The 18,053-nt window shown below is 66.1% G+C and carries 21 protein-coding genes; 14 read left to right on the top strand and 7 right to left on the bottom strand.

The window, feature by feature from the left end; genetic code table 11:
• Window positions 1-35 precede the first annotated feature (35 nt).
• From AC13HB_RS01485 to AC13HB_RS01470, 4 genes are all read left to right on the top strand, one after another.
• Window positions 36-374, top strand: a complete 339-nt coding sequence (locus tag AC13HB_RS01485; RefSeq protein ID WP_482947944.1) for a DUF1491 family protein — start codon at window positions 36-38, stop codon at window positions 372-374.
• Between the two features lie 91 nt (window positions 375-465).
• Entirely contained in the window at window positions 466-858 is a 393-nt protein-coding gene (locus AC13HB_RS01480) for a hypothetical protein (protein WP_482947943.1), read from the top strand.
• 105 nt (window positions 859-963) lie between these two features.
• A complete protein-coding gene (locus AC13HB_RS01475) occupies window positions 964-2,571 on the top strand; it encodes a peptide chain release factor 3 (RefSeq protein WP_482947942.1) in 1,608 nt (535 codons plus the stop codon).
• A gap of 197 nt (window positions 2,572-2,768) precedes the next feature.
• Window positions 2,769-3,929, top strand: coding sequence for a mechanosensitive ion channel family protein (locus tag AC13HB_RS01470; RefSeq protein WP_482947941.1), 1,161 nt, complete (start codon window positions 2,769-2,771; stop codon window positions 3,927-3,929).
• Here AC13HB_RS01470 and AC13HB_RS01465 read toward each other — a convergent pair.
• The 3 genes from AC13HB_RS01465 to AC13HB_RS01455 all read right to left on the bottom strand — a co-directional run bounded on the left by AC13HB_RS01465 (window position 3,926) and on the right by AC13HB_RS01455 (window position 6,222).
• Complete coding sequence (locus AC13HB_RS01465) at window positions 3,926-4,375, bottom strand: hypothetical protein (protein ID WP_482947940.1); 450 nt, start codon at window positions 4,373-4,375, stop codon at window positions 3,926-3,928. The two genes, AC13HB_RS01470 and AC13HB_RS01465, sit on opposite strands and share 4 nt — an antisense overlap.
• A gap of 241 nt (window positions 4,376-4,616) precedes the next feature.
• Window positions 4,617-5,699, bottom strand: a complete 1,083-nt coding sequence (locus tag AC13HB_RS01460; RefSeq protein WP_482947939.1) for a DUF2336 domain-containing protein — start codon at window positions 5,697-5,699, stop codon at window positions 4,617-4,619.
• 121 nt (window positions 5,700-5,820) lie between these two features.
• Window positions 5,821-6,222: a PAN domain-containing protein gene (locus AC13HB_RS01455; protein WP_482947938.1), complete on the bottom strand. Its 402-nt coding sequence runs from the start codon at window positions 6,220-6,222 to the stop codon at window positions 5,821-5,823.
• 97 nt (window positions 6,223-6,319) lie between these two features.
• On the opposite strand from AC13HB_RS01455, the gene AC13HB_RS01450 reads away from it, so the two are divergent.
• Window positions 6,320-7,189, top strand: coding sequence for an ion transporter (locus AC13HB_RS01450; protein WP_482947937.1), 870 nt, complete (start codon window positions 6,320-6,322; stop codon window positions 7,187-7,189).
• On the opposite strand, the gene AC13HB_RS01445 is transcribed toward AC13HB_RS01450, so the two are convergent.
• Entirely contained in the window at window positions 7,123-9,093 is a 1,971-nt protein-coding gene (locus tag AC13HB_RS01445) for a transglycosylase domain-containing protein (RefSeq protein WP_482947936.1), read from the bottom strand. The genes AC13HB_RS01450 and AC13HB_RS01445 overlap by 67 nt on opposite strands.
• Window positions 9,094-9,192: 99 nt before the next feature.
• Between AC13HB_RS01445 and AC13HB_RS01440 the strand changes: the two genes are divergently transcribed.
• A complete protein-coding gene (locus AC13HB_RS01440; RefSeq protein WP_482947935.1) occupies window positions 9,193-9,639 on the top strand; it encodes a YcgN family cysteine cluster protein in 447 nt (148 codons plus the stop codon).
• Window positions 9,640-9,645: 6 nt separating this feature from the next.
• Here the strand turns inward: AC13HB_RS01440 and AC13HB_RS01435 are convergent, their stop codons facing one another.
• Together AC13HB_RS01435 and AC13HB_RS01430 are read right to left on the bottom strand one after the other, a co-directional pair.
• A complete protein-coding gene (locus AC13HB_RS01435) occupies window positions 9,646-10,029 on the bottom strand; it encodes a response regulator (protein ID WP_482947934.1) in 384 nt (127 codons plus the stop codon).
• Window positions 10,030-10,099: 70 nt separating this feature from the next.
• Complete coding sequence (locus AC13HB_RS01430) at window positions 10,100-11,680, bottom strand: PAS domain-containing sensor histidine kinase (RefSeq protein WP_482947933.1); 1,581 nt, start codon at window positions 11,678-11,680, stop codon at window positions 10,100-10,102.
• Window positions 11,681-11,921: 241 nt separating this feature from the next.
• On the opposite strand from AC13HB_RS01430, the gene AC13HB_RS01425 reads away from it, so the two are divergent.
• From AC13HB_RS01425 to AC13HB_RS01400, 6 genes are read left to right on the top strand one after another with little or no spacing between them, the layout of a single operon-like run.
• Window positions 11,922-12,416: a hypothetical protein gene (locus AC13HB_RS01425; protein ID WP_482947932.1), complete on the top strand. Its 495-nt coding sequence runs from the start codon at window positions 11,922-11,924 to the stop codon at window positions 12,414-12,416.
• Complete coding sequence (locus tag AC13HB_RS01420) at window positions 12,340-13,647, top strand: DNA-packaging protein (RefSeq protein WP_482948012.1); 1,308 nt, start codon at window positions 12,340-12,342, stop codon at window positions 13,645-13,647. Before AC13HB_RS01425 ends, AC13HB_RS01420 begins: the two co-directional genes overlap by 77 nt.
• 31 nt (window positions 13,648-13,678) lie before the next feature.
• Complete coding sequence (locus tag AC13HB_RS01415) at window positions 13,679-14,731, top strand: phage portal protein (protein ID WP_482947931.1); 1,053 nt, start codon at window positions 13,679-13,681, stop codon at window positions 14,729-14,731.
• Entirely contained in the window at window positions 14,728-14,967 is a 240-nt protein-coding gene (locus AC13HB_RS01410) for a hypothetical protein (RefSeq protein ID WP_482947930.1), read from the top strand. The genes AC13HB_RS01415 and AC13HB_RS01410 overlap by 4 nt, the downstream gene beginning before the upstream one ends.
• Before the next feature lie 3 nt (window positions 14,968-14,970).
• Window positions 14,971-15,411, top strand: coding sequence for an HK97 family phage prohead protease (locus AC13HB_RS01405; RefSeq protein ID WP_482947929.1), 441 nt, complete (start codon window positions 14,971-14,973; stop codon window positions 15,409-15,411).
• Window positions 15,412-15,449: 38 nt separating this feature from the next.
• Window positions 15,450-16,685 carry a phage major capsid protein gene (locus AC13HB_RS01400; RefSeq protein WP_482947928.1) on the top strand — a complete coding sequence of 412 codons (1,236 nt, stop codon included), beginning with the start codon at window positions 15,450-15,452 and terminating at the stop codon, window positions 16,683-16,685.
• Here AC13HB_RS01400 and AC13HB_RS01395 read toward each other — a convergent pair.
• Window positions 16,682-17,053, bottom strand: coding sequence for a hypothetical protein (locus tag AC13HB_RS01395; RefSeq protein WP_482947927.1), 372 nt, complete (start codon window positions 17,051-17,053; stop codon window positions 16,682-16,684). The two genes, AC13HB_RS01400 and AC13HB_RS01395, sit on opposite strands and share 4 nt — an antisense overlap.
• On the opposite strand from AC13HB_RS01395, the gene AC13HB_RS01390 reads away from it, so the two are divergent.
• Together AC13HB_RS01390 and AC13HB_RS01385 are read left to right on the top strand one after the other, a co-directional pair.
• A complete protein-coding gene (locus AC13HB_RS01390; RefSeq protein WP_482947926.1) occupies window positions 17,052-17,633 on the top strand; it encodes a head-tail connector protein in 582 nt (193 codons plus the stop codon). The two genes, AC13HB_RS01395 and AC13HB_RS01390, sit on opposite strands and share 2 nt — an antisense overlap.
• A complete protein-coding gene (locus AC13HB_RS01385) occupies window positions 17,630-18,034 on the top strand; it encodes a DUF3168 domain-containing protein (protein WP_482947925.1) in 405 nt (134 codons plus the stop codon). Before AC13HB_RS01390 ends, AC13HB_RS01385 begins: the two co-directional genes overlap by 4 nt.
• Window positions 18,035-18,053: the final 19 nt, after the last annotated feature.

Raw genomic sequence — 18,053 nt, 5'->3', positions numbered from 1 at the left:
GACATTATTAAGCAATTGGGCTGCCATCAACGGAAATGAGTTCGCTAAAGACCAAATTCTGGGTAGACGCCTTGATTCGACGGGCTGAATCGGGACTTGCCGCCGCCTATGTGATTCGCCGTGGAGACGAAGATGCGGGCGCGGTTCTCCTGAAAGTTGTCGATGGTGACCGTCTGGCACACCTCTATGTCCCGGTCCGGGACGAAAACGGGGAGCGGCTGTGGACCCTGTTTCGCGACGCGCCCGTGCCGGAGCCGGATGCGGACGCCTATTGCCGCGGACGCGTGGATGACGACCCGGACCTCTGGCTGATCGAGATCGAGGACCGGGCCGGGCGGCACTTCCTGACCGAGCCTGTCGAGGCGGACGGCTAGAGGCACGCCGTTAAGCCTGTCCGGTAGAGAATCATTAACGCGGGAGGCGCATTCTGTCCGCGTTCATTTCGCTCAACTGGTTGTGTATTCGATGTTGTTTCTGTTCAACGATGTCGTCTTCGATCTGGGTGATATCAAAGTGGCGCTGGACAATATCAGCGCGCCCTTGAACCCCTCCCAGGTCAATGACTTGACCGCCGCGCAGCTGAACCAGCTCGTGCGCGAGGCGATCTATAATGATCCGGTTTTCCCGCGGAACCGGCCCGATCGGGCCAGGGACCTCGCCGTCCTGATCAGCCATGTCGCACCGGGCGCGAACGCGCTGCTGGCCGTCGCGGCGCCCGGCGCCGAGGGACCGAAGGATGTCGGGCTGCGCTATGCTCAGATCACCTTCACCACGCTGGCCTATCTGCTCAGGCGCCAGGATGCGGGCCCCCTGGGGGCGGATATCGTCAATGCGTCGGTCTGGCACCACGCGGCCTGAGGTCCGGTTTCCTCCGCAGCCTGCGTCCGGGGCCCTTGCCTGAAGCCCTTGCATGATGGGGGGGGAACGGGTAACCGACCGGCTTCAACCGACCGTGAGCCGATCATGACCACCCAGACCACCGACGCACCGGAATGGGCGCGCCGCCGCTCCTTCGCCATCATCTCGCACCCGGACGCCGGTAAGACGACACTGACCGAGACGCTGCTGCTCTCCGCCGGCGCCATCCGCCTGGCCGGCCAGGTGCGCGCGCGCGGCGAGAACCGGCGCACCCAGTCGGACTGGATGAAGATCGAACAGGAGCGCGGTATCTCGGTCTCGGCCTCGGTCATGACCTTCGAGCACCGCTGTCTTCTCTTCAACCTGCTCGACACGCCGGGCCACGAGGACTTCTCCGAGGACACCTATCGCACGCTCACCGCGGCCGACAGCGCCATCATGGTGCTCGACGCGGCCAAGGGCGTTGAGCCGCGGACCCTGAAACTGGTCGAGGTCTGCCGCCTGCGCGACATTCCGATCGTGACCTTCGTCAACAAGATGGACCGCGAAGCGCTCGACCCGGTCGACCTGCTCGAAGACATTCAGGAGAAGCTCGCCCTCGATACCGCGCCGATGCAATGGCCTTGCGGCTCGGGCAATCGCTTCAAGGGCGTGCTGGATCTGCGCAGCGAGGACTTCGTCGCCTATCAGAAGCCCGGCGAGGACCGCGATCCGGAAGCGGCCAGCCCGCGCTACGATGTCAATGGCAACGAGATCGCGAATCTTCTCTCCGAAGAGGAACTGGATGAGGTGCGCGAGGGCGCCGAAGTCGCCTCCGAGCTGTGCCCGCCTTACAACCAGCAGAGCTTTCTGGAAGGCCATCTGACGCCAGTCTTCTTCGGCTCGGCCCTGCGCGGCTTCGGCGTGCGCGAACTGCTGGAAGGTCTGGCCGATTTCATTCCGGGGCCGGCGCCCGTCGAGGCGATCCAGAACGGCAAGGAAATCGAGGTCGAGCCAGGCGGCAAGGAAGTCGCCGGCTTCGTTTTCAAGGTCCAGGCGAATATGGACCCCAATCACCGCGACCGCGTCGCCTTCGTGCGCCTGTGCTCGGGCAAGTTCAAACGCGGCATGAAGCTGAAGACCGAGCAGGGCAAGCAGCTCACCGTCTCCTCGCCCATCCTCTTCTTCGCCCAGGACCGCGAGATCGCGGACGAGGCCTTTGCCGGCGATGTGATGGGCGTTCCGAACCACGGCACGCTTCGGGTCGGCGACAGCCTGTCGGAGAGCGGCAAGCTGCGCTTTTCGGGCATCCCGAATTTCGCGCCGGAAATCCTGCGCCGTGCCCGGCTGGCCGATCCGCTCAAGGCGAAACACCTCAAGAAGGCGCTGGAAAGCCTCGCCGAGGAGGGCGTCACCCAGCTCTTCCGTCCGGTCATGGGCGGCGACTTCATCGTCGGCGCGGTCGGGGCGCTGCAGATCGACGTGATGCGCGAGCGCGTGGCGGCGGAGTATGGCCTCGAGGTCGATTTCGAGCCGGCGCCCTACGACACCGCCCGCTGGCTATCCGGCGAGCGCGACAAGATCGAGGCCTTCGCCGACCGGCACAAATCCGCCATGGCCGAAGACATCAATGGCGACCCGGTCTATCTCGCCAAGAGCGCCTGGGATGTGTCCTATTCGGAAGAGAAATTCCCGGACGTGACCTTCCACCGGGCGAAAGAGCGGTCGGTCTAGGAATTCGTCCTCCCCCATCGGGGGAGGTGCCGGCAAAGCCGGCGGAGGGGGTGGTACAGGATAAGGTGCAGGCCCCCTTCGAGCTGCGGCCTTGCCGCAGCCCACTTCCCCCGGCGGGGGAAGACGAAGCGTGTCTCCCGCTGGAACCATGCCGCAAGCCACGCTAAACCTGCGCGCGCAAGCAGGGAGTTGCGGGAATGATCGAGCAGTTTGACGAGCTCTGGCAGATGACGGTGGAGGTCTGGAATACATCCTTCCTCGGCGTGAGCGTCGGGCAGGGCGCGCTCGCCGTGCTGGTCCTGCTGGCGGGTTTCCTGTTCCGCGGGCTCGTCGCGCGCTGGCTGGTCGGTGCGCTGAAGACGCTCGCCGGGCGCAGCCAGACCGATCTCGACGATGCGGTCGTCGAGGCCCTGGCCGGTCCGCTGAAACTGGTCCCGGTCATCGTCGCGCTCTTCTTCTCGCTGAACATTCTCCAGTTCGGCGGCGAGGGGGATCTGCGCGGCCATCAGCTGATCCAGTCGCTGATCGTGATTGCGATCTTCTGGGCGCTGCACAACACGGTCGAGCCGCTCTCGCGGGCCATGCGCAGTATCCAGAACGCGCTGACACCGGTGATGATCGAGTGGCTGACCAAGGCTTTGCGTCTGGTCTTCATCGTGATCGGTGCGGCGGCGGTCCTGCAGATCTGGGACATTCCCGTCGCCGGCGTGGTGGCCGGTCTCGGTCTGTTCGGCGTGGCCATCGGCCTGGGTGCGCAGGATCTCTTCAAGAACCTCATCGCCGGCTTGCTGATCCTGACCGAGAAACGCTTCCTGCCGGGCGACTGGATCAAGGTGGACGGCGTGGTCGAGGGCACGGTGGAGGAGATCAATTTCCGCTCCACCCTGGTGCGCCGTTTCGACAAGGGTCCGGTCTACGTGCCGAACGCGAAACTGGCCGACAACGCCGTCACCAATTTCTCCCGCATGACGCACCGCCGGACCTACTGGATCATCGGTGTGCGCTACGACACCACGGTCGAGCAGCTGCAGGAAATCCGCGACAAGGTGCTGGGCTACGTCACCTCGCATCCGGAATACGCCCAGGCGCCGGAGGTCTCGACCTTCATGCGCGTGGACAGCTTCGGCCCGTCCTCGATCGACTTCATGCTCTACTGCTTCACCAAGACGACGAATTGGGGCGAGTGGCTGCGCCTGAAGGAGGATCTCGCCTTCTTCATCAAGGAGACCGTCGAGGGCGCCGGCACGGAATTCGCCTTCCCCTCGACCAGCGTCTACATCGAAAGCGGAGCGGAAGTGTTTTCCCCGCCCTCCGGTGACGCGTCGTCGGCCGCGGCGGCGATTTCGGGCAAGTCCTAGCCGATCAGTCCGGCATGCCGTCTCAGCGCCTGTGCGAGCCCGGCGTTGAGCTGCCAGTCCAGACAGGTCACCCGGTCGGGCGGGGCGCCATGGCGCTCGAGGAAAATCCGCCGCGCTTCGGTATTGCGCCGGAACAGCGCCTCGACCGCCGGAGCCTCCGGGTCGAGGCCATTCTCGGCGGCCCAGGCCTCCAGCGAGCCCGGATCGCTGAGCCCGTCGAATTCGTATGCGAGGCAGACCAGGCAGAGAAACGGATCGCCCGAACGGGCATCGCCATATTCGTCGAACACGGTGATGCGCAGCGGCCCGGCCTCCGAGCCGATCAGAACGTCCCAGGCATCCGCATCCTCCAGAGCCGGGGCGCCCGGCTCGACGGATATGGCGATACCGGTCCGGTCGAGAAAGTCCTGAAAGGCCTGGAAATCGGCCTGGTAGTCCTGATCCATGCGCGGACTATAGGGACAGGAGGATTTGATATACAAATCCTATTAGTTGCTTTTGTCCCGGAGGATTTGTCATCCCGGACGGGGTGATGGAAGAAACCCGGGGGAACACGGCTTTCCTTCCCATTCATGGGGAAGGGCCGGCGGAGCCGGACTTGCCGACACGGCCTGCGGCCGCCTCTTCGACCCGATGCTGCGCATCGGTCCACTTCCCCGCATGCGGGGAAGAAGGAAGCGCGAAATCCTAGGCCGCCATGTCCCGGCGCATGCGCCAGAAGCGCATGGCGCGTTCGGCGTCTTCCTTGGAAATGTAGTCGTAGAGCGTGCCCAGCTCCTTGGCGTCCGCGAAGGCGCTGGAGGAGGCCGAGCTGCGCAGGACGGCGAGGGTCACGAAGAGCGCCTTGTCGAAATCGTTCGCCTTGCAGATCAGGGCGAGCGGATCGACGCTGTCCTGGTCGATGGCGCGCCGGGCGGCGACGATGTCGACACCGGTCAGCTCGGCGAAGGCGACGTAGAAGCGCGCTTTTTGCTGCTCGCGCAGGAGATTGGCGAGGAGGGAGCCGTTGAGCCGCTTGCGGACGGCCATGGAGCGCACGTATTTGCGGGCCTCCTCGATCTGCTCGTCCTCTTCCATGCGCGCCGCGAGGCGGGCCTGGGACGCCGCCATGGCCTGTTCGATCGCAGCCTGATCGGCATTCTCGAAGCGCTCGGAAATCTTGTCGCGCAGGCGCTTGCCCACGGTCAGCATCATGTCGGCCAGCAGGTCGTTCGGCGTGTCGGCCCGCTCGACCAGCGGTCCCTGGAGCACTTCGGACTGCTCGGCGCGTTCGGTGACGACTTCGTAGGTCGCGCGCGACAGGCGTGCGCCGTCATTGCGGATCAGCTGGGCCACCGTGTCGTCGTCGCCATGGCGAACGATGGTGTCGGAGACGCGCTCGGAGACCTTGTCGCGCTGGGAAATGGCCTTGAGGTGCGTCTGTCCGGCGCTCTCGGCGAGCCCGACCAAATCGTCATCATTGAGCACGGTGGAGCGGGCCAGGACCGGACCGGCGACCTCGATCGCATCATGAGCGAGCTTGAGGACGAGACCGCGCGGCGCTTGCGGCGCGTCGGCGAAGCGCTCGGCGAGTTCCTCTCGGGCTTCCTGTACGGTCTGCTCGGCCAGCGCTGTCAGGATATTGTCGAATTCGGCGGATTCGCCGCTGCCCTGTTCCGGCGGCTCGTCGAAGAACAGATCGGTGACCTCGCGCAGCAGGGTACGCCGCCGGTCGCTCGACTTTTCCTTCGCCAGTTCAACCAGATTGTTCAGCTTGCTGTTGACCGCCATGACAGGTTCCACGTCTCCTCGTCCCGGTCAGAATGCCCGCGACGGGTAAAGAAACCGTGCCTGCATTGCCGCAAATTGTCCGGTTTCGCCTGCCTGGCGCCAGGCCTGTGCCGGCGCGCTGCTAGTGGTGCAGCGGGGCCTCCAGCGCCATCAGCGCCTCGATCTCGCGTTCGGACGGCGGACGCTCTGCCGCGCTGTCGATGGAGGCGCGCAGACCGGCACCCAGCCCGGTCGTCTGGCCCGGCGCACGATAGGGCGTGTGAGCGGTGGAGAGCAGGCTGCAGACCGCATCCGGACCCTGCAGGCCCGGCCGGGTCCAGACCCAGGCCTGGCACTGCCCGTCGAGGTCGCACAAGGAGGCGCAGGCGCGCGCCGTGCCCTGGTCCATCTCCGTTCGCTGATAGACGGCACCCCGGCGGGCCCATCCGGGCATGACGTCGTCAGCCGATACGGCAGCGCCGGTTCCGGCAAGCGAAAGGAGGGCTAGGCCGAGAGCGGCAGCGTATGGTGCGAAGCGTTTCATGCCGGCAAACTGCCGCGTACGGGCTAACAAATCCTTCAGATCGGCGTTGAACTTGAGGGTAAGCGGCGATAGGAGGAGCGCTCACTGGAGGGGATTCATGGACAACGTGACCGCGCGCGAACCGGGCCTGCTGGTGCGCATCGTCGAAAGCGAGCTGTTCCGCAATGTGATCATGACGCTGATCGTGATCAATGCAATCACGCTCGGGATCGAGACCTATCCCTATGAGGGCAAGTGGTTCACCGACTATCTGCCGCTTTTCGACCGCATCGTCGTGGCGATATTCGTTTGCGAAATCCTGCTCAAGCTCGCCGCCTACCGGCACCGTTTCTTCACGTCCGGTTGGAACTGGTTCGACGTCTTCGTGATCGGTGTGTCCATCCTGCCCGATGCCGGCGGATTCTCGGTCCTGCGGGCGCTGCGCATCCTGCGCGCCTTCCGTCTCTTCTCGGTCATGCCGGACATGCGCAAGGTGATCGAGGCGCTGCTGCGGGCGATCCCGGGCATGGGCGCGATCATCGCGGTCCTGCTGCTGATGTTCTACGTCTCGTCCGTGATGGCGACGAAGCTCTATTCGGAGACCAATCCGGAGCGCTTCGGCACGCTGGGCGACAGTGCCTTTGCGCTCTTCCAGGTCATGACGCTGGAAGGCTGGGCGAGCGATGTTGCGATCCCGGTGATGGAATACCATCCCTGGGCCTGGCTGTTTTTCCTCGTCTTCATCGTGCTGACGAGCTTCGCCGTGCTCAATCTCTTCATCGCCATCATCGTCGACAGCCTGCAGTCCAAGCATTTCGACGACGAGGAAGCGCGCGATGCCGAGGCCGAGGCCGATCGCGATGCGCTGCATACCGAGGTCGCCGGTCTGCGCCGGGAGATCGCCACCCTGTCCGCGCTGGTTCAGCGCTCGCTGGGGGGCGAGGCCGGTACCAGCAGTTCGGAGAATGCGGCCGACAGGTCCGAATAGAAGGCGGCGAGGCGCTCCTCGCGCTCCGAACGCGTGCGCGGTGCCGGAGCGCTGAGCGGGCGCGGCGGCAGGTCCTCGTGAACCTGAGTCATGAAATCGTGCCAGATCTGCGCCGGCAGTCCGCCGCCGGTGACGTCGTCCATCGGGCTGTCATCGTCATTGCCGACCCAGACGCCGGCGGTGTAGTCGGCGGTGAAGCCGATGAACCAGGCATCGCGGAAGGACTGGCTCGTTCCGGTCTTGCCGCCGGCGGGCCGGTCGGCCAGCGCGGCGCGGCGTCCGGTGCCGGTCAGCACAACATCCTGGAGCATGGTCGACATGGCCTGCGCCGTATCGGTCGAGATCGCCCGCGTGGATGCGGAAGTACCGTGCTCGTAGAGCACGTCGCCGCGTGAATTGGTGATTGTGCGCACGAAATAGGGCTCGCGCCGCACCCCGTCATTGGCGAAGACGGCATAGACGGAGGTCAGTTCCAGCAGATTGACCTCGGCCGCTCCCAGCGCGATGGCGGGCAGGACGGGAATGTCCGACTCGATGCCCATACGATGACCCAGCCCGGCGATGCGCTCGATCCCGACTTCCTGACCGACCTGGGCGGCGACCGTGTTGATCGAGCGGCGCAAGGCGTCCTGCAGGGTGACGAGACCGCGATAGTTTCCGCCGAAATTCTGCGGCGTCCAGCCGTCCAGATCGATGGGCTCGTCCCAGATCGCGGAGGAAGGCTCGTAACCCGCTTCCAGCGCCGCGGTGAAGACGACCGGCTTGAAGGCCGAGCCGGGCTGGCGCTGAGCCTGGATGGCGCGGTTGAACTGGCTTTCCGCGTAATCGCGACCACCGGCAAAGGCCGTGACGGCGCCGTCGGGCGCCAGCAGCATGATGGCCGCTTCGCTGGCGCCTTGCGCCTCGCCCCGGTCGTCGAGCAGACGCTCGATCGTGTCGTGCGCGGCGAGGGATAGCTCCGGGTCGAGCGTGGTGTGAATGACCAGATCGGGCACGTCGCCCATAAGCAGCGTCTCCGCCTCGCTCAGCGCATAGTCGAAAGCGTGTCCCCACATGGCCGCCCCGGCCGGATCCGACGTGTCCGCGACCGGCACGGCGGGATTGGCGAGGGCGTCCAGCTGGGCCTCTTCGGTAATGAAGCCGGCTTCGTACATGGCGGCGAGGACCTGCGCGGCGCGCGCCTGGGCGGCGTCGAGATTGACGGTCGGGTCGAGCCGGCTGGGCGCTTTGGGCAGGGCGGCGAGCAGGGCCGCCTCGGCCAGGCTGAGCTCGGTCGCGGATTTGGAGAAATAGCGCTGCGCCGCCGCTTCCACGCCGAAGGCCCGGGCGCCGAGATAGATCCGGTTGAGATAAAGCTCGAGGATCTCGGTCTTGCTCAGATTGGTCTCGATCTGGCGGGCGAGGCGCATCTCCTGCAGCTTCCGCCGCACCTGGCGTTCCGGCGTCAGGACGAGATTCTTGACCAGCTGCATGGTGATGGTCGAGCCGCCCTGGACCGATGACCCGGCCCGGAAATTGACCCAGAGCGCCCGCATCACGCCGCGGACGTCGACGCCGGAATGCTGGTAGAAGCGCTGGTCCTCGATGGCGAGGAAGGCCTGGGACACATGGTCGGGCAGCTCGTCCAGGCCCACGGCGCGCGCATAGAGCGGTCCCCGCACGGCCAGCACATTGTCGTCGCGGTCCATCAGGGTGACCGAGGGCTCGCGCCGCACGGCCCAGAGCTCGGCCGCGCTCTGCGGCGCTGCCGGTAGGTCGTGGAAAGCCCACACCCACAGCCAGACCGCTGCCGTGGTCGCAGCGAGCACCAGCAGCAGGGCGCCGCCGCCGAGAATGGCGAACAGGCGCCGCTGTCGATGCTGCACTTGCATCAGCTGATCGGCACGAAACGGCAATTGATCCATGCTATAGCGGCCCTCACGCAATCCCCGACCTGTCCAACACGGGCGGGGAAAAGGCAAGTCTCAAGCCCGATAAACGCGGCCAAATTCAGGCGGTAAAGCATGACGGCGCCCTTCTGGAAGCTGAAATCGCTCGAGGACATGACCCGGCAGGAATGGGAATCCCTGTGCGACGGTTGCGGCAAATGCTGTCTCGTCCAGCTCGAGGACGAGGATACGGGCATGCGCCTGACGACGGACATCGCCTGCCGGCTTTTCGATCCGGAAACCTGCCGCTGCAAGGACTATGCGAACCGCAAGGCGAAGGTGGACGATTGCGTCATCCTGACGCCCGACAATGTCCGCCAGCTCGACTGGATGCCGAAAACCTGCGCCTATCGCCTCGTCGCCAAGGGCGAGGACTTGCCGGACTGGCATCCGCTGATCACCGGCCAGGCCGTCTCCACCCATGAGGCGGGCATATCCGTACGCCGGCAGGTCGTCTCCGAAGACGAATTCGACGAGGTCGACTGGGACAAGCACATCGTGGAGTGGCCGGGCGAGGACTAGGCCGCTCTACTGGACGTATTTCTGGTAGAGTTCGACGATGTCCGCATTGTCATAGGGACGCAAATGGATCGGGACGTCGCCGGCGGCATTGATCGCTTCGGCCTTGGGATGGTCCATGGCCGCAGTGACGACCACGACGCGGCAGAGCAGGTCCGGGGCGAGCGTCCGCAATTCCTCGATCACTTCGAACCCGTCCACCATCGGCATCATCAGGTCGAGAAAGACCACACGGGGCCGCGTCTCGCGGATGTGATCGGCCACGCCGATCCCGTTCACCCGCTCGGTCAGATGACACAAGGGCTCCAGCGCCCAGCGGAAAATCTCCCGGTTGACGGGATCGTCGTCGACGATAAGGACGTTTGGCCGATCCGGCTTGGCCGCTTCGGTCATTCACGCGCTCCATTTTCAACTGCCTCGATCGCGAGAAGCGAAAGGCCGGCCGGCGCCGTACGGGTCCGGATCAAACGGCGCATGCAAGCGGAAAGCTTACCGTGAAAGTCGTCCCTTTTCCCGGTTCGCTTTCGAGCTCGATTTCTCCGTTCATGGCATCAATCAGGCCCTTCACGATGGCGAGGCCGAGACCGGAGCCGCCATGGGCACGCGTGCTCGACTCGTCGACCTGGGTGAAACGCCCGAAAATATGCTCGCAGTCGGTGTCCGCGATGCCTATCCCCGTATCGGTCACGCGGATCGTCACCTGATCAGGTCCGTCCTCGCATGTCTCGGCATCGGCAAAAATCCGTACCGACCCGCTGCCGGTGAATTTGACCGCGTTCGAGACCAGATTGTTCAATACCTGCTGCAGGGCGGTGGCATCGCCCAGATAGGTTTCGCCCAGCCGGTCGGAGAATTCGCAGGACAGGGCGAGCGCTTTCTCGCTGGCGGCAGGATGATGCAGGTCGATCGCACGCGTGACGATCCTGCGGAGATCGAGCGGTTCCCGTCCGATCTCCACCCGGCCCGCGTCGATCTTGGACAGGTCGAGGATATCGCCCAGCAATTGCAGCAGGTCCTCGCCGCAGGATCTGGCGATGCCGAGCTGGCGCCGGGTCTGCTCCGGCAGGTCCGAACCCAGAACCATGGAGAGCATGCCCAGAACGCCGTTCAGGGGCGTGCGCAATTCATGGCTCATATTGGCGATAAAAGCCGATTTGGCACGATTGCCGGCTTCGGCGCGCTGCAGGGCCAGACGCAGGGTCTCCTCATAGCTGCGCCGGTCGGACATGTCGCGAATGATCAGGGTAACCAGGGTTTCCTCGCCCGCTTCGCTGAGCGTGAGCGAGAGGTCGGCGGGGAATTCCTCACCCGTGGCGCGCTGCGCGGTGAGGGATTGCGTGGTCCGGCCGCCGATATTGCCGGCTGCGCCGGCCAGGACGCGTTCGAAATGCTCCAGGAAAGCCGCACGCCCGGTTTCGGGAATATAGGTTTCGGCCGGCTGGCCGATCGCGTCCGAGGCGGTGCAGGCGAACATGTCTTCGGCACCATGGCTGAACATGCGGATGCGGCGATCCGTGCCGGTGACCAGGATCGCTTCGGTATTCGCATCGAGGATGGAGCGTAGCGTGGCCTCGCTCTTGGCGAGCGCGATGCCGGCGGCCCTTGCCCGGGTGATGTCCTGGACGGTGCCGCGCGAGATGAGGGCGGAGCCGTCGGGGGCGAATTCCGTCTCGCATTGTTCCTCGACCCAGCTTTCCTCGCCGGAGCGGGCGTTCAGCCGGTGGGTGATGCGATAGGGCTTTTGCGTTTCCAGGGAGCGTGTATAGGCAGCGTTGACCGCATCCCGGTCGTCCGGATGGACCTTTTCCAGGAAGGTTTCGTAGCTCGGCTCGATCTCGCCCGGCTCGAGCCCGAAAATCCGGTAGACCTCATCCGACCAGGTCAGACTGCCGGTCTGAAGGTCGAGTTCCCACGACCCGATGCGCGCAATTCGCTGGGCCTGTCGCAGCATGTCTCGCTGGCGTTCGAGTTCCGCGTAGACGGTTGTGTCGGGCCCGCTGGCCATCTCGGAACGCTCCGGGTCTCCGAACAAATTGAAGGGCATGTCGACTCTACCGGCTCCGGCTCATCCTGTCGGGGCGGGGTACGAACCGCCCGGTGCGATTCACCATAGGCCAAGCACGCGCGAAGCTAAACCATTGCCAGAACGGCGTTTTATTCCGGATATGTGGATAACCGACCACTTGTCCCGCAAAGCCCATGGAAAATTTAGGGAAAAATCAGCGGCTTGTTCGAAAGCGCAGGCAACCAATCCGACCGGCCACGGCGCCGGGTCATGATGAGGCATGTCTGGAAAAGCAGGAACAGGACGGCGCGACGCCGTCGAATGGGAAGGCGTGATGTGTCTCTGGGAGGCTGGCCTCAAAGCCGAAGAGATTGCCGCGATCGTCGGGCTGTCAGTGCAGCATGTGCGCAAGCGCAGTGCGGCGCACCGCAAGCTGTCGCCGGACACGCGGGCTCAGCTCAGGGCCGAAGGCTACCGGCGCAAACTCAAGCTGATCGAGGGCCTCACGCTCGACGACAAGTTCGGGAAGGCGAAGGCAATCAGCGACGCGCTGGCCAGGCTGGCAAGGTCGCAACAAATCGTGGAGCGGGAAATGGCCAAGAGCGGAATACCGGCGCCGACGTCTCCGGTGGAGGAGATAAAGGCCGATGACATCAGTGCGAGCGAACTCGATGATGAAGGCATCGCGGTACTCCGTGATCGAATCCGAAGTCGAATCCTTTCTCGATGCGAGCCCCCGGGATCAGCTCAAAGCCTTGCCGGGGCTGACGACTGAGGCGGCACTGGTCATCGTCGACGAGTTCCAGCTGAGCCGGAGCGACGCCCAGACGCCGCCGCCGGACGAGTGGCTGATCTGGCTGTTTCTCGGCGGGCGGGGCGCCGGCAAGACGCGCGCCGGCGCGGAATGGATTCGTAGCCAGGTGAAGCGCGGCGTCAAACGCGTCGCTCTGGTCGCGCCGACCTTCAACGATGTGCGCGAGGTGATGATCGAGGGGCCGTCCGGCCTGCTCAATATCGGTCCGCCCTGGCAGCGTCCGCGCTACGAGGCCAGCCGCAAACGTCTTGTCTGGCCCGGCGGAGCGATGGCCTACGGTTTCTCCGCCGAAGACCCGGACGGACTGCGCGGACCGCAATTCGAGATCGGGTGGGGCGACGAGTTCGCGGCCTGGAGCGATCCGCAGCGGGCGCTCGACACGCTGCGCATGGGGCTTCGTCTCGGCGAGCGGCCCCGGCTCATGCTGACCACCACGCCGCGCCCCATCCCGGCGCTCAAGCGTCTGGTCGCGTCCGATGGCGTGACGACCAGTTATCAGCCGACCTCGGAGAATGCCGACAATCTGGCACCCGGCTTCCTCGCCGCGATGGAGGCCGCCTATGGCGGTTCGGCGCTGGGGCGGCAGGAAATCGAGGGCGTGCTGATCGACGACCCGCCCGGTGCGCTCTGGTCGCGCGACCAGGTCGAGGGCGCAAGCATGACGCAGGAGGCGCCCGATCTCGACCGCATCGTGGTGGCGGTCGATCCGCCGGCCACGGGCTCGGCCAGGGCGGACGAGTGCGGCATCGTCGTCGCGGGTGCGTACGGGCAGGGCCTGTCGCGCCGGGGCGTCGTGCTCGCCGATCTCTCCTTCGGTCCGGCCATGCCGGCCGACTGGGCGGGCCGGGTCGCGGCGGCCTTTCACGACTGGCAGGCCGATGCGGTGGTGGCCGAGGCCAATCAGGGCGGAGAGATGGTGCGCTCGGTGCTCAAGGCGGCCGATCACAGCCTGCCGGTCCGCCTGGTCCATGCCAGCCGGGGCAAGCATGTGCGGGCCGAGCCGGTGGCGGCGCTCTATGCGGCGGGCCGGGTCGGTCATGCGGCGCGCTTCCCGGCGCTGGAAGACCAGATGTGCGCCTTCGGGGCGCCGGACGGTCCGCGTTCCAGCCCGGACCGTGTCGATGCGCTCGTCTGGGCGCTCAGCGAGCTCATGCTCAAGCCGCAGGCCGCCCCGCGCCTGCGGCATCTCTGAAAGACGGATTTCAAACCAGGAGGAATTCGCCATGGCGAATTGGCTCGACCGGCTGTTTGGCCGGGAGACGAAGACGGCTGTGTCCAGCCGGCTCATGACGCTGGACGCGATCCGCGGCACCGGATGGTCGCCGCGGGCCCTGCCGGCCATGATGCAGGCGGGCTATGCGCGCAATGCCATCGTCAATCGCTGCGTCAGGCTGATCGCCGAGGCGGCGGCCTCGGTGCCTTTCGAGGCCAGCGACGGCGCGGCGCAGGCGCTGCTCGCGCGGCCCAATCCGGACCAGTCCGGGGCCGAGCTGTGGGAAACCCTCTACGGTTATCTACAGCTGGCGGGAAATGCCTATATCGAGCTCGCCAGCCTCGACGATACGCCGCGCGAACTCTTCGCCCTGCGCCCGGATCGCATGCGTATACTGGAAGGTCCGCGCGGCTGGCCGGAGGGCTGGGAGTATGCCGTCAACGGCAAGTCCCGGCGTTTCATGCGCGACCGGGTGAGCGGACGCGCACCGGTTTTCCACATCCGCCTCTTCCATCCCGGCGACGATCATTACGGGCTCTCGCCGCTCGAACCGGCGGGCCGGGCGCTCGACCTTCACACGGCCGGATCGGACTGGGCGCGGGCGCTGATGGAGAATGCGGCGCGGCCCTCGGGCGCGCTCGTCTTCAACGGCGCCGACGGTCAGCTCACCGAGGAACAGTTCGACCGGCTCAAGGCCGAACTCGTCCAGTCGCATTCGGGGCCGGGCAATGCGGGCCGGCCGCTCCTGCTGGAAGGCGGGCTCGACTGGAAGCCGATGGCGCTCTCCCCGGCGGAGATGGATTTCACCCAGGCAAGACGCGAGGCAGCGCGGGAGATCGCGCTCGCCTTCGGCGTGCCGCCGCTCCTGCTCGGCCTGCCGGGCGACAATACCTATGCCAATTACCGCGAGGCGAACGAGGCCTTCCGGCGCCAGACCGTGACGCCTCTCGTGGCCAAGACGGCGCGCGCGCTCACGACCTGGCTCCGGCCCTGGTTCGGCGAAGGGCTCGAGATCAGACCCGGCAACGCGCCCGGGTCGCTGGACGGGGAGGGCGCGGCATGAGCGATCGTCCCCAATGGACACTCCAGAGACAGGTCACGCTCGGCGTCCTCGTCGCGCTCGGACTGCAGACCTCCGGTGCGCTGATCTGGTCCGGCCGGGTCGGCGAACGCCTCGACCAGCTGGAAACCCAGAGTGCCCGCCAGAGCCCGCTCGCCGAACGTCTGGCGCGGCTGGAAGCGGAGATGCGGCTCGTCCGCGAGAGCCTCACCCGTATCGAACGCCGGATCGAGGAGTAGGCCATGACCCGACCGCTTCTCATCGAAGGTCATGCCAGCCTCTTTTCGCTGGCCGACCTCTCCGGCGATGTCGTCCTGCGCGGCGCCTTCGCGGACAGCCTGCGGGCCGGCAAGTCCGTGCCCATGCTCTTCCAGCACGATCCGTCCGAACCCGTCGGCCTGTGGACCGAGCTCCACGAGGACCAGCGCGGCCTCTTCGTGAAAGGCGAGATCCTGCCGGCCGGCCCACGTAGCCGTACCGTGGCCGGTCTTGTCCGGCGCGGTGCGGTGGACGGGCTCTCCATCGGATTTCGCACCCGCCGCTCCGCCCCGCGCCGTCCGCGCGGGCGCTCCCTCATCGCGGTCGACCTCTGGGAGGTCTCGATCGTTACCTTCCCCATGCTGCCCCAGGCCCGGCTGCGTCTCGTCAGCGATGACGCTGTCGCCGCCGCGCGGGCGGCCTGATCCATCCCTCCATCCCCTTTCAGTAACAGGATGTCTTCATGACCCAATCTGCGACTTCCAAGGAAACCAAGATGGCCACCGACGGCGAAACCCGCGCCGCGCTCGGCGAGGTGCTCGCCGCCTTCGAGGCCTTCAAGTCCGCCAATGACGAACGCCTCGACGAGATCGGCCGCAAATCCTCCGCCGACGTGCTGCTCGAGGAAAAGGTCGCCCGTATCGACCAGGCCGTCAGCGACCAGAAATCCGCCCTCGACCGCCTGCTCATGGAAGGTGCCCGTCCGGGCCTTGGCGGCGCGCCGGAACAGCGCAGCGCCGAGGGCGAGGCCTTCTCGCGCTATATGCGCCGCGGCGATGCGGCGGGCTTCTCCGAGGCCAAATCGCTCAGCGCCGGCTCCGATCCCGATGGCGGCTATGTCGTCCCGGCCGAGACCGAGGCGCGTATCGACCGTCTTCTCACCGAAGCCTCGCCGATCCGCTCCATCGCCTCGGTGCGCCAGACCAATGCGGCGACCTTCCGCAAGCCGGTCTCGCGCGGCGGCGCCACGGCGGGCTGGGTGGCCGAGACGGCGGCGCGTCCGGAGACGGATGGCGCCACGCTCGACCTGATCGACTTCCCGACCGCCGAGATCTACGCCATGCCTGCGGCGACGCAGCAGCTGCTCGACGATGCCATGGTCGATATCGACCAGTGGCTGGCCGAGGAAGTGCGCGACGTCTTCGCCGTGCAGGAAAGCGCCGCCTTCGTCTCCGGCGACGGTATCGGCAAGCCGAAGGGCTTTCTGAGCTATGCCTCTGCCGCGGAAGGCGCCCAGGCCTGGGGCCAGCTCGGCTATGTTGCGACGGGCACGTCCGGCGGCTTCGACGCGGCCGATCCGGGCGATGCGCTGATCGATCTCATCTACGCGCCGAAGACCGGCTATCGCACGCGCGGCCGTTTCGTGATGAACCGCCGGACGGTCTCCGCCGTGCGCCGCTTCAAGGATGCGGACGGCAATTATCTCTGGCAGCCCTCGCTCTCGGAAGGCGGCACGTCGACCCTGCTGGGCTATCCGGTCACCGAAGCCGAGGACATGCCGGATATCGGCGCGGACAGCGTCTCCATCGCGTTCGGCGATTTCGAGAAGGGCTATCTCGTACTCGACCGCCAGGGCGTTGACGTGCTGCGCGACCCGTTCTCGGCCAAGCCCTACGTCCTCTTCTACACCACCAAGCGCGTCGGCGGCGGCGTGCAGGACTACGAGGCGATCAAGCTGCTGAAGTTCGGCGTGAGCTAATCCTTACGCCGGAGCTCGTCCGCGAGGCGCGCCTCGAGCGCCTCGCGGGCGGCATCGCCGATTGTGTCGCTATTGGCGTCCATGCCATGCGCCGCGCCCGCCTCCGGCAGGCTGTACCCCCAGCGCCGCACCCGGTTCTCGACCGGACGGACGAGAAGGGCAGTCAGCACCAGACCGGGCAGCGTCCAGGCCAGCAGCCAGCCGTCGCGCGCCAGCAATCCGGCCTCCGGACCGGCGATCAGCTCGACCACGAAATAGCTCAGAGCCAGGCTCGGCGCGCCGGTCAAGAGAATGGCGAGTAGCCAGGCGAGCAGGGCGTTGAGCGCCGCATTCGCGTGTTTCACCTCAGATGTGGAGTTATGTCCCATGTCCCTCACACTCATCACACCGCCTGCGGTGGAGCCGCTGGTCCTGTCGACGGCGCGGGCGCGATTGCGCGTGCCGGACAATAGCCAGGACGGCCAGATCAAACTCTGGATACAGATCGCACGGGAACGCGTCGAGCGGGAAACCGGGCGGGCGCTTCTCTCCCAGACCTGGCTGGAACGCCGGGACAGCTGGTGGGGTGATGGCCGGCTGACGGCCTTCGGCACGCGGTTCCGATTGCTAAAGCCACCCCTGACCGCCCTCGAGGCGGTCACGATATATGGCGCAGACGATACGCCGTCGGAGATCGATCCGGCGGCGTTTTTCGTGGATACGCTGTCCGATCCGGGCCGGCTCGTCCTGCGCCCCGGCTACGAGTTTCCCGAACCGGCCCGCGCGGCCGGCGGGATCGAGATCCGCTATCGCGCCGGCTATGGCGACAGTCCCGACGATATCCCGTCACCGCTCGTCGAAGCTGTCACGCGGCTGGTCGAGGCGATGTATGCGGGTGGTTCCGGCACGGACGCTCTGACGCCCGAAGTGGAAAGCCTGCTCGCACCCTGGCGGAGGCGATCGCTGTGAGTGCGCCGGAGGAGGCGTTCCGCACCGCGCTGACCGGCGCCATGGCGGCCAGTCCGGCGGTCCAGACCGTGCTCGGCAGTCCGCTCCGCCTCTACGAGGAGCGCTCGCGCGATGCGGCCTATCCGCATGCGAGCTGGGGCAAGGCCGAGAGCCGGGAGCAGGGCGCAGCGGAGGTGACGCTGATCGAGCACCGTCTCACCCTCGATATCTGGTGCCGCGACCGGGACGCCATGCCCACCACAGCCGCTGTACGAGAAGCGATCCGGGAAATCGACATCGTCCTGCCTGCACCCTGGCGGCTGGTCTCGCTGGGGCCGGCCTATTCGGACGGTTTCGCCACCCGCGATCCGCGCGTGAAGCGCGGCCTCATTCGTCTGCGCGCCCTGATCGCGCGCAGCTGACTCTGACAATCCGAAAGGA

It is taken from the genome of Maricaulis sp. B-26 (assembly GCF_056857855.1).
The sequence above is the reverse complement of the archived record's forward strand: the minus strand, read 5'-3'. Positions and strand labels throughout refer to the sequence as shown.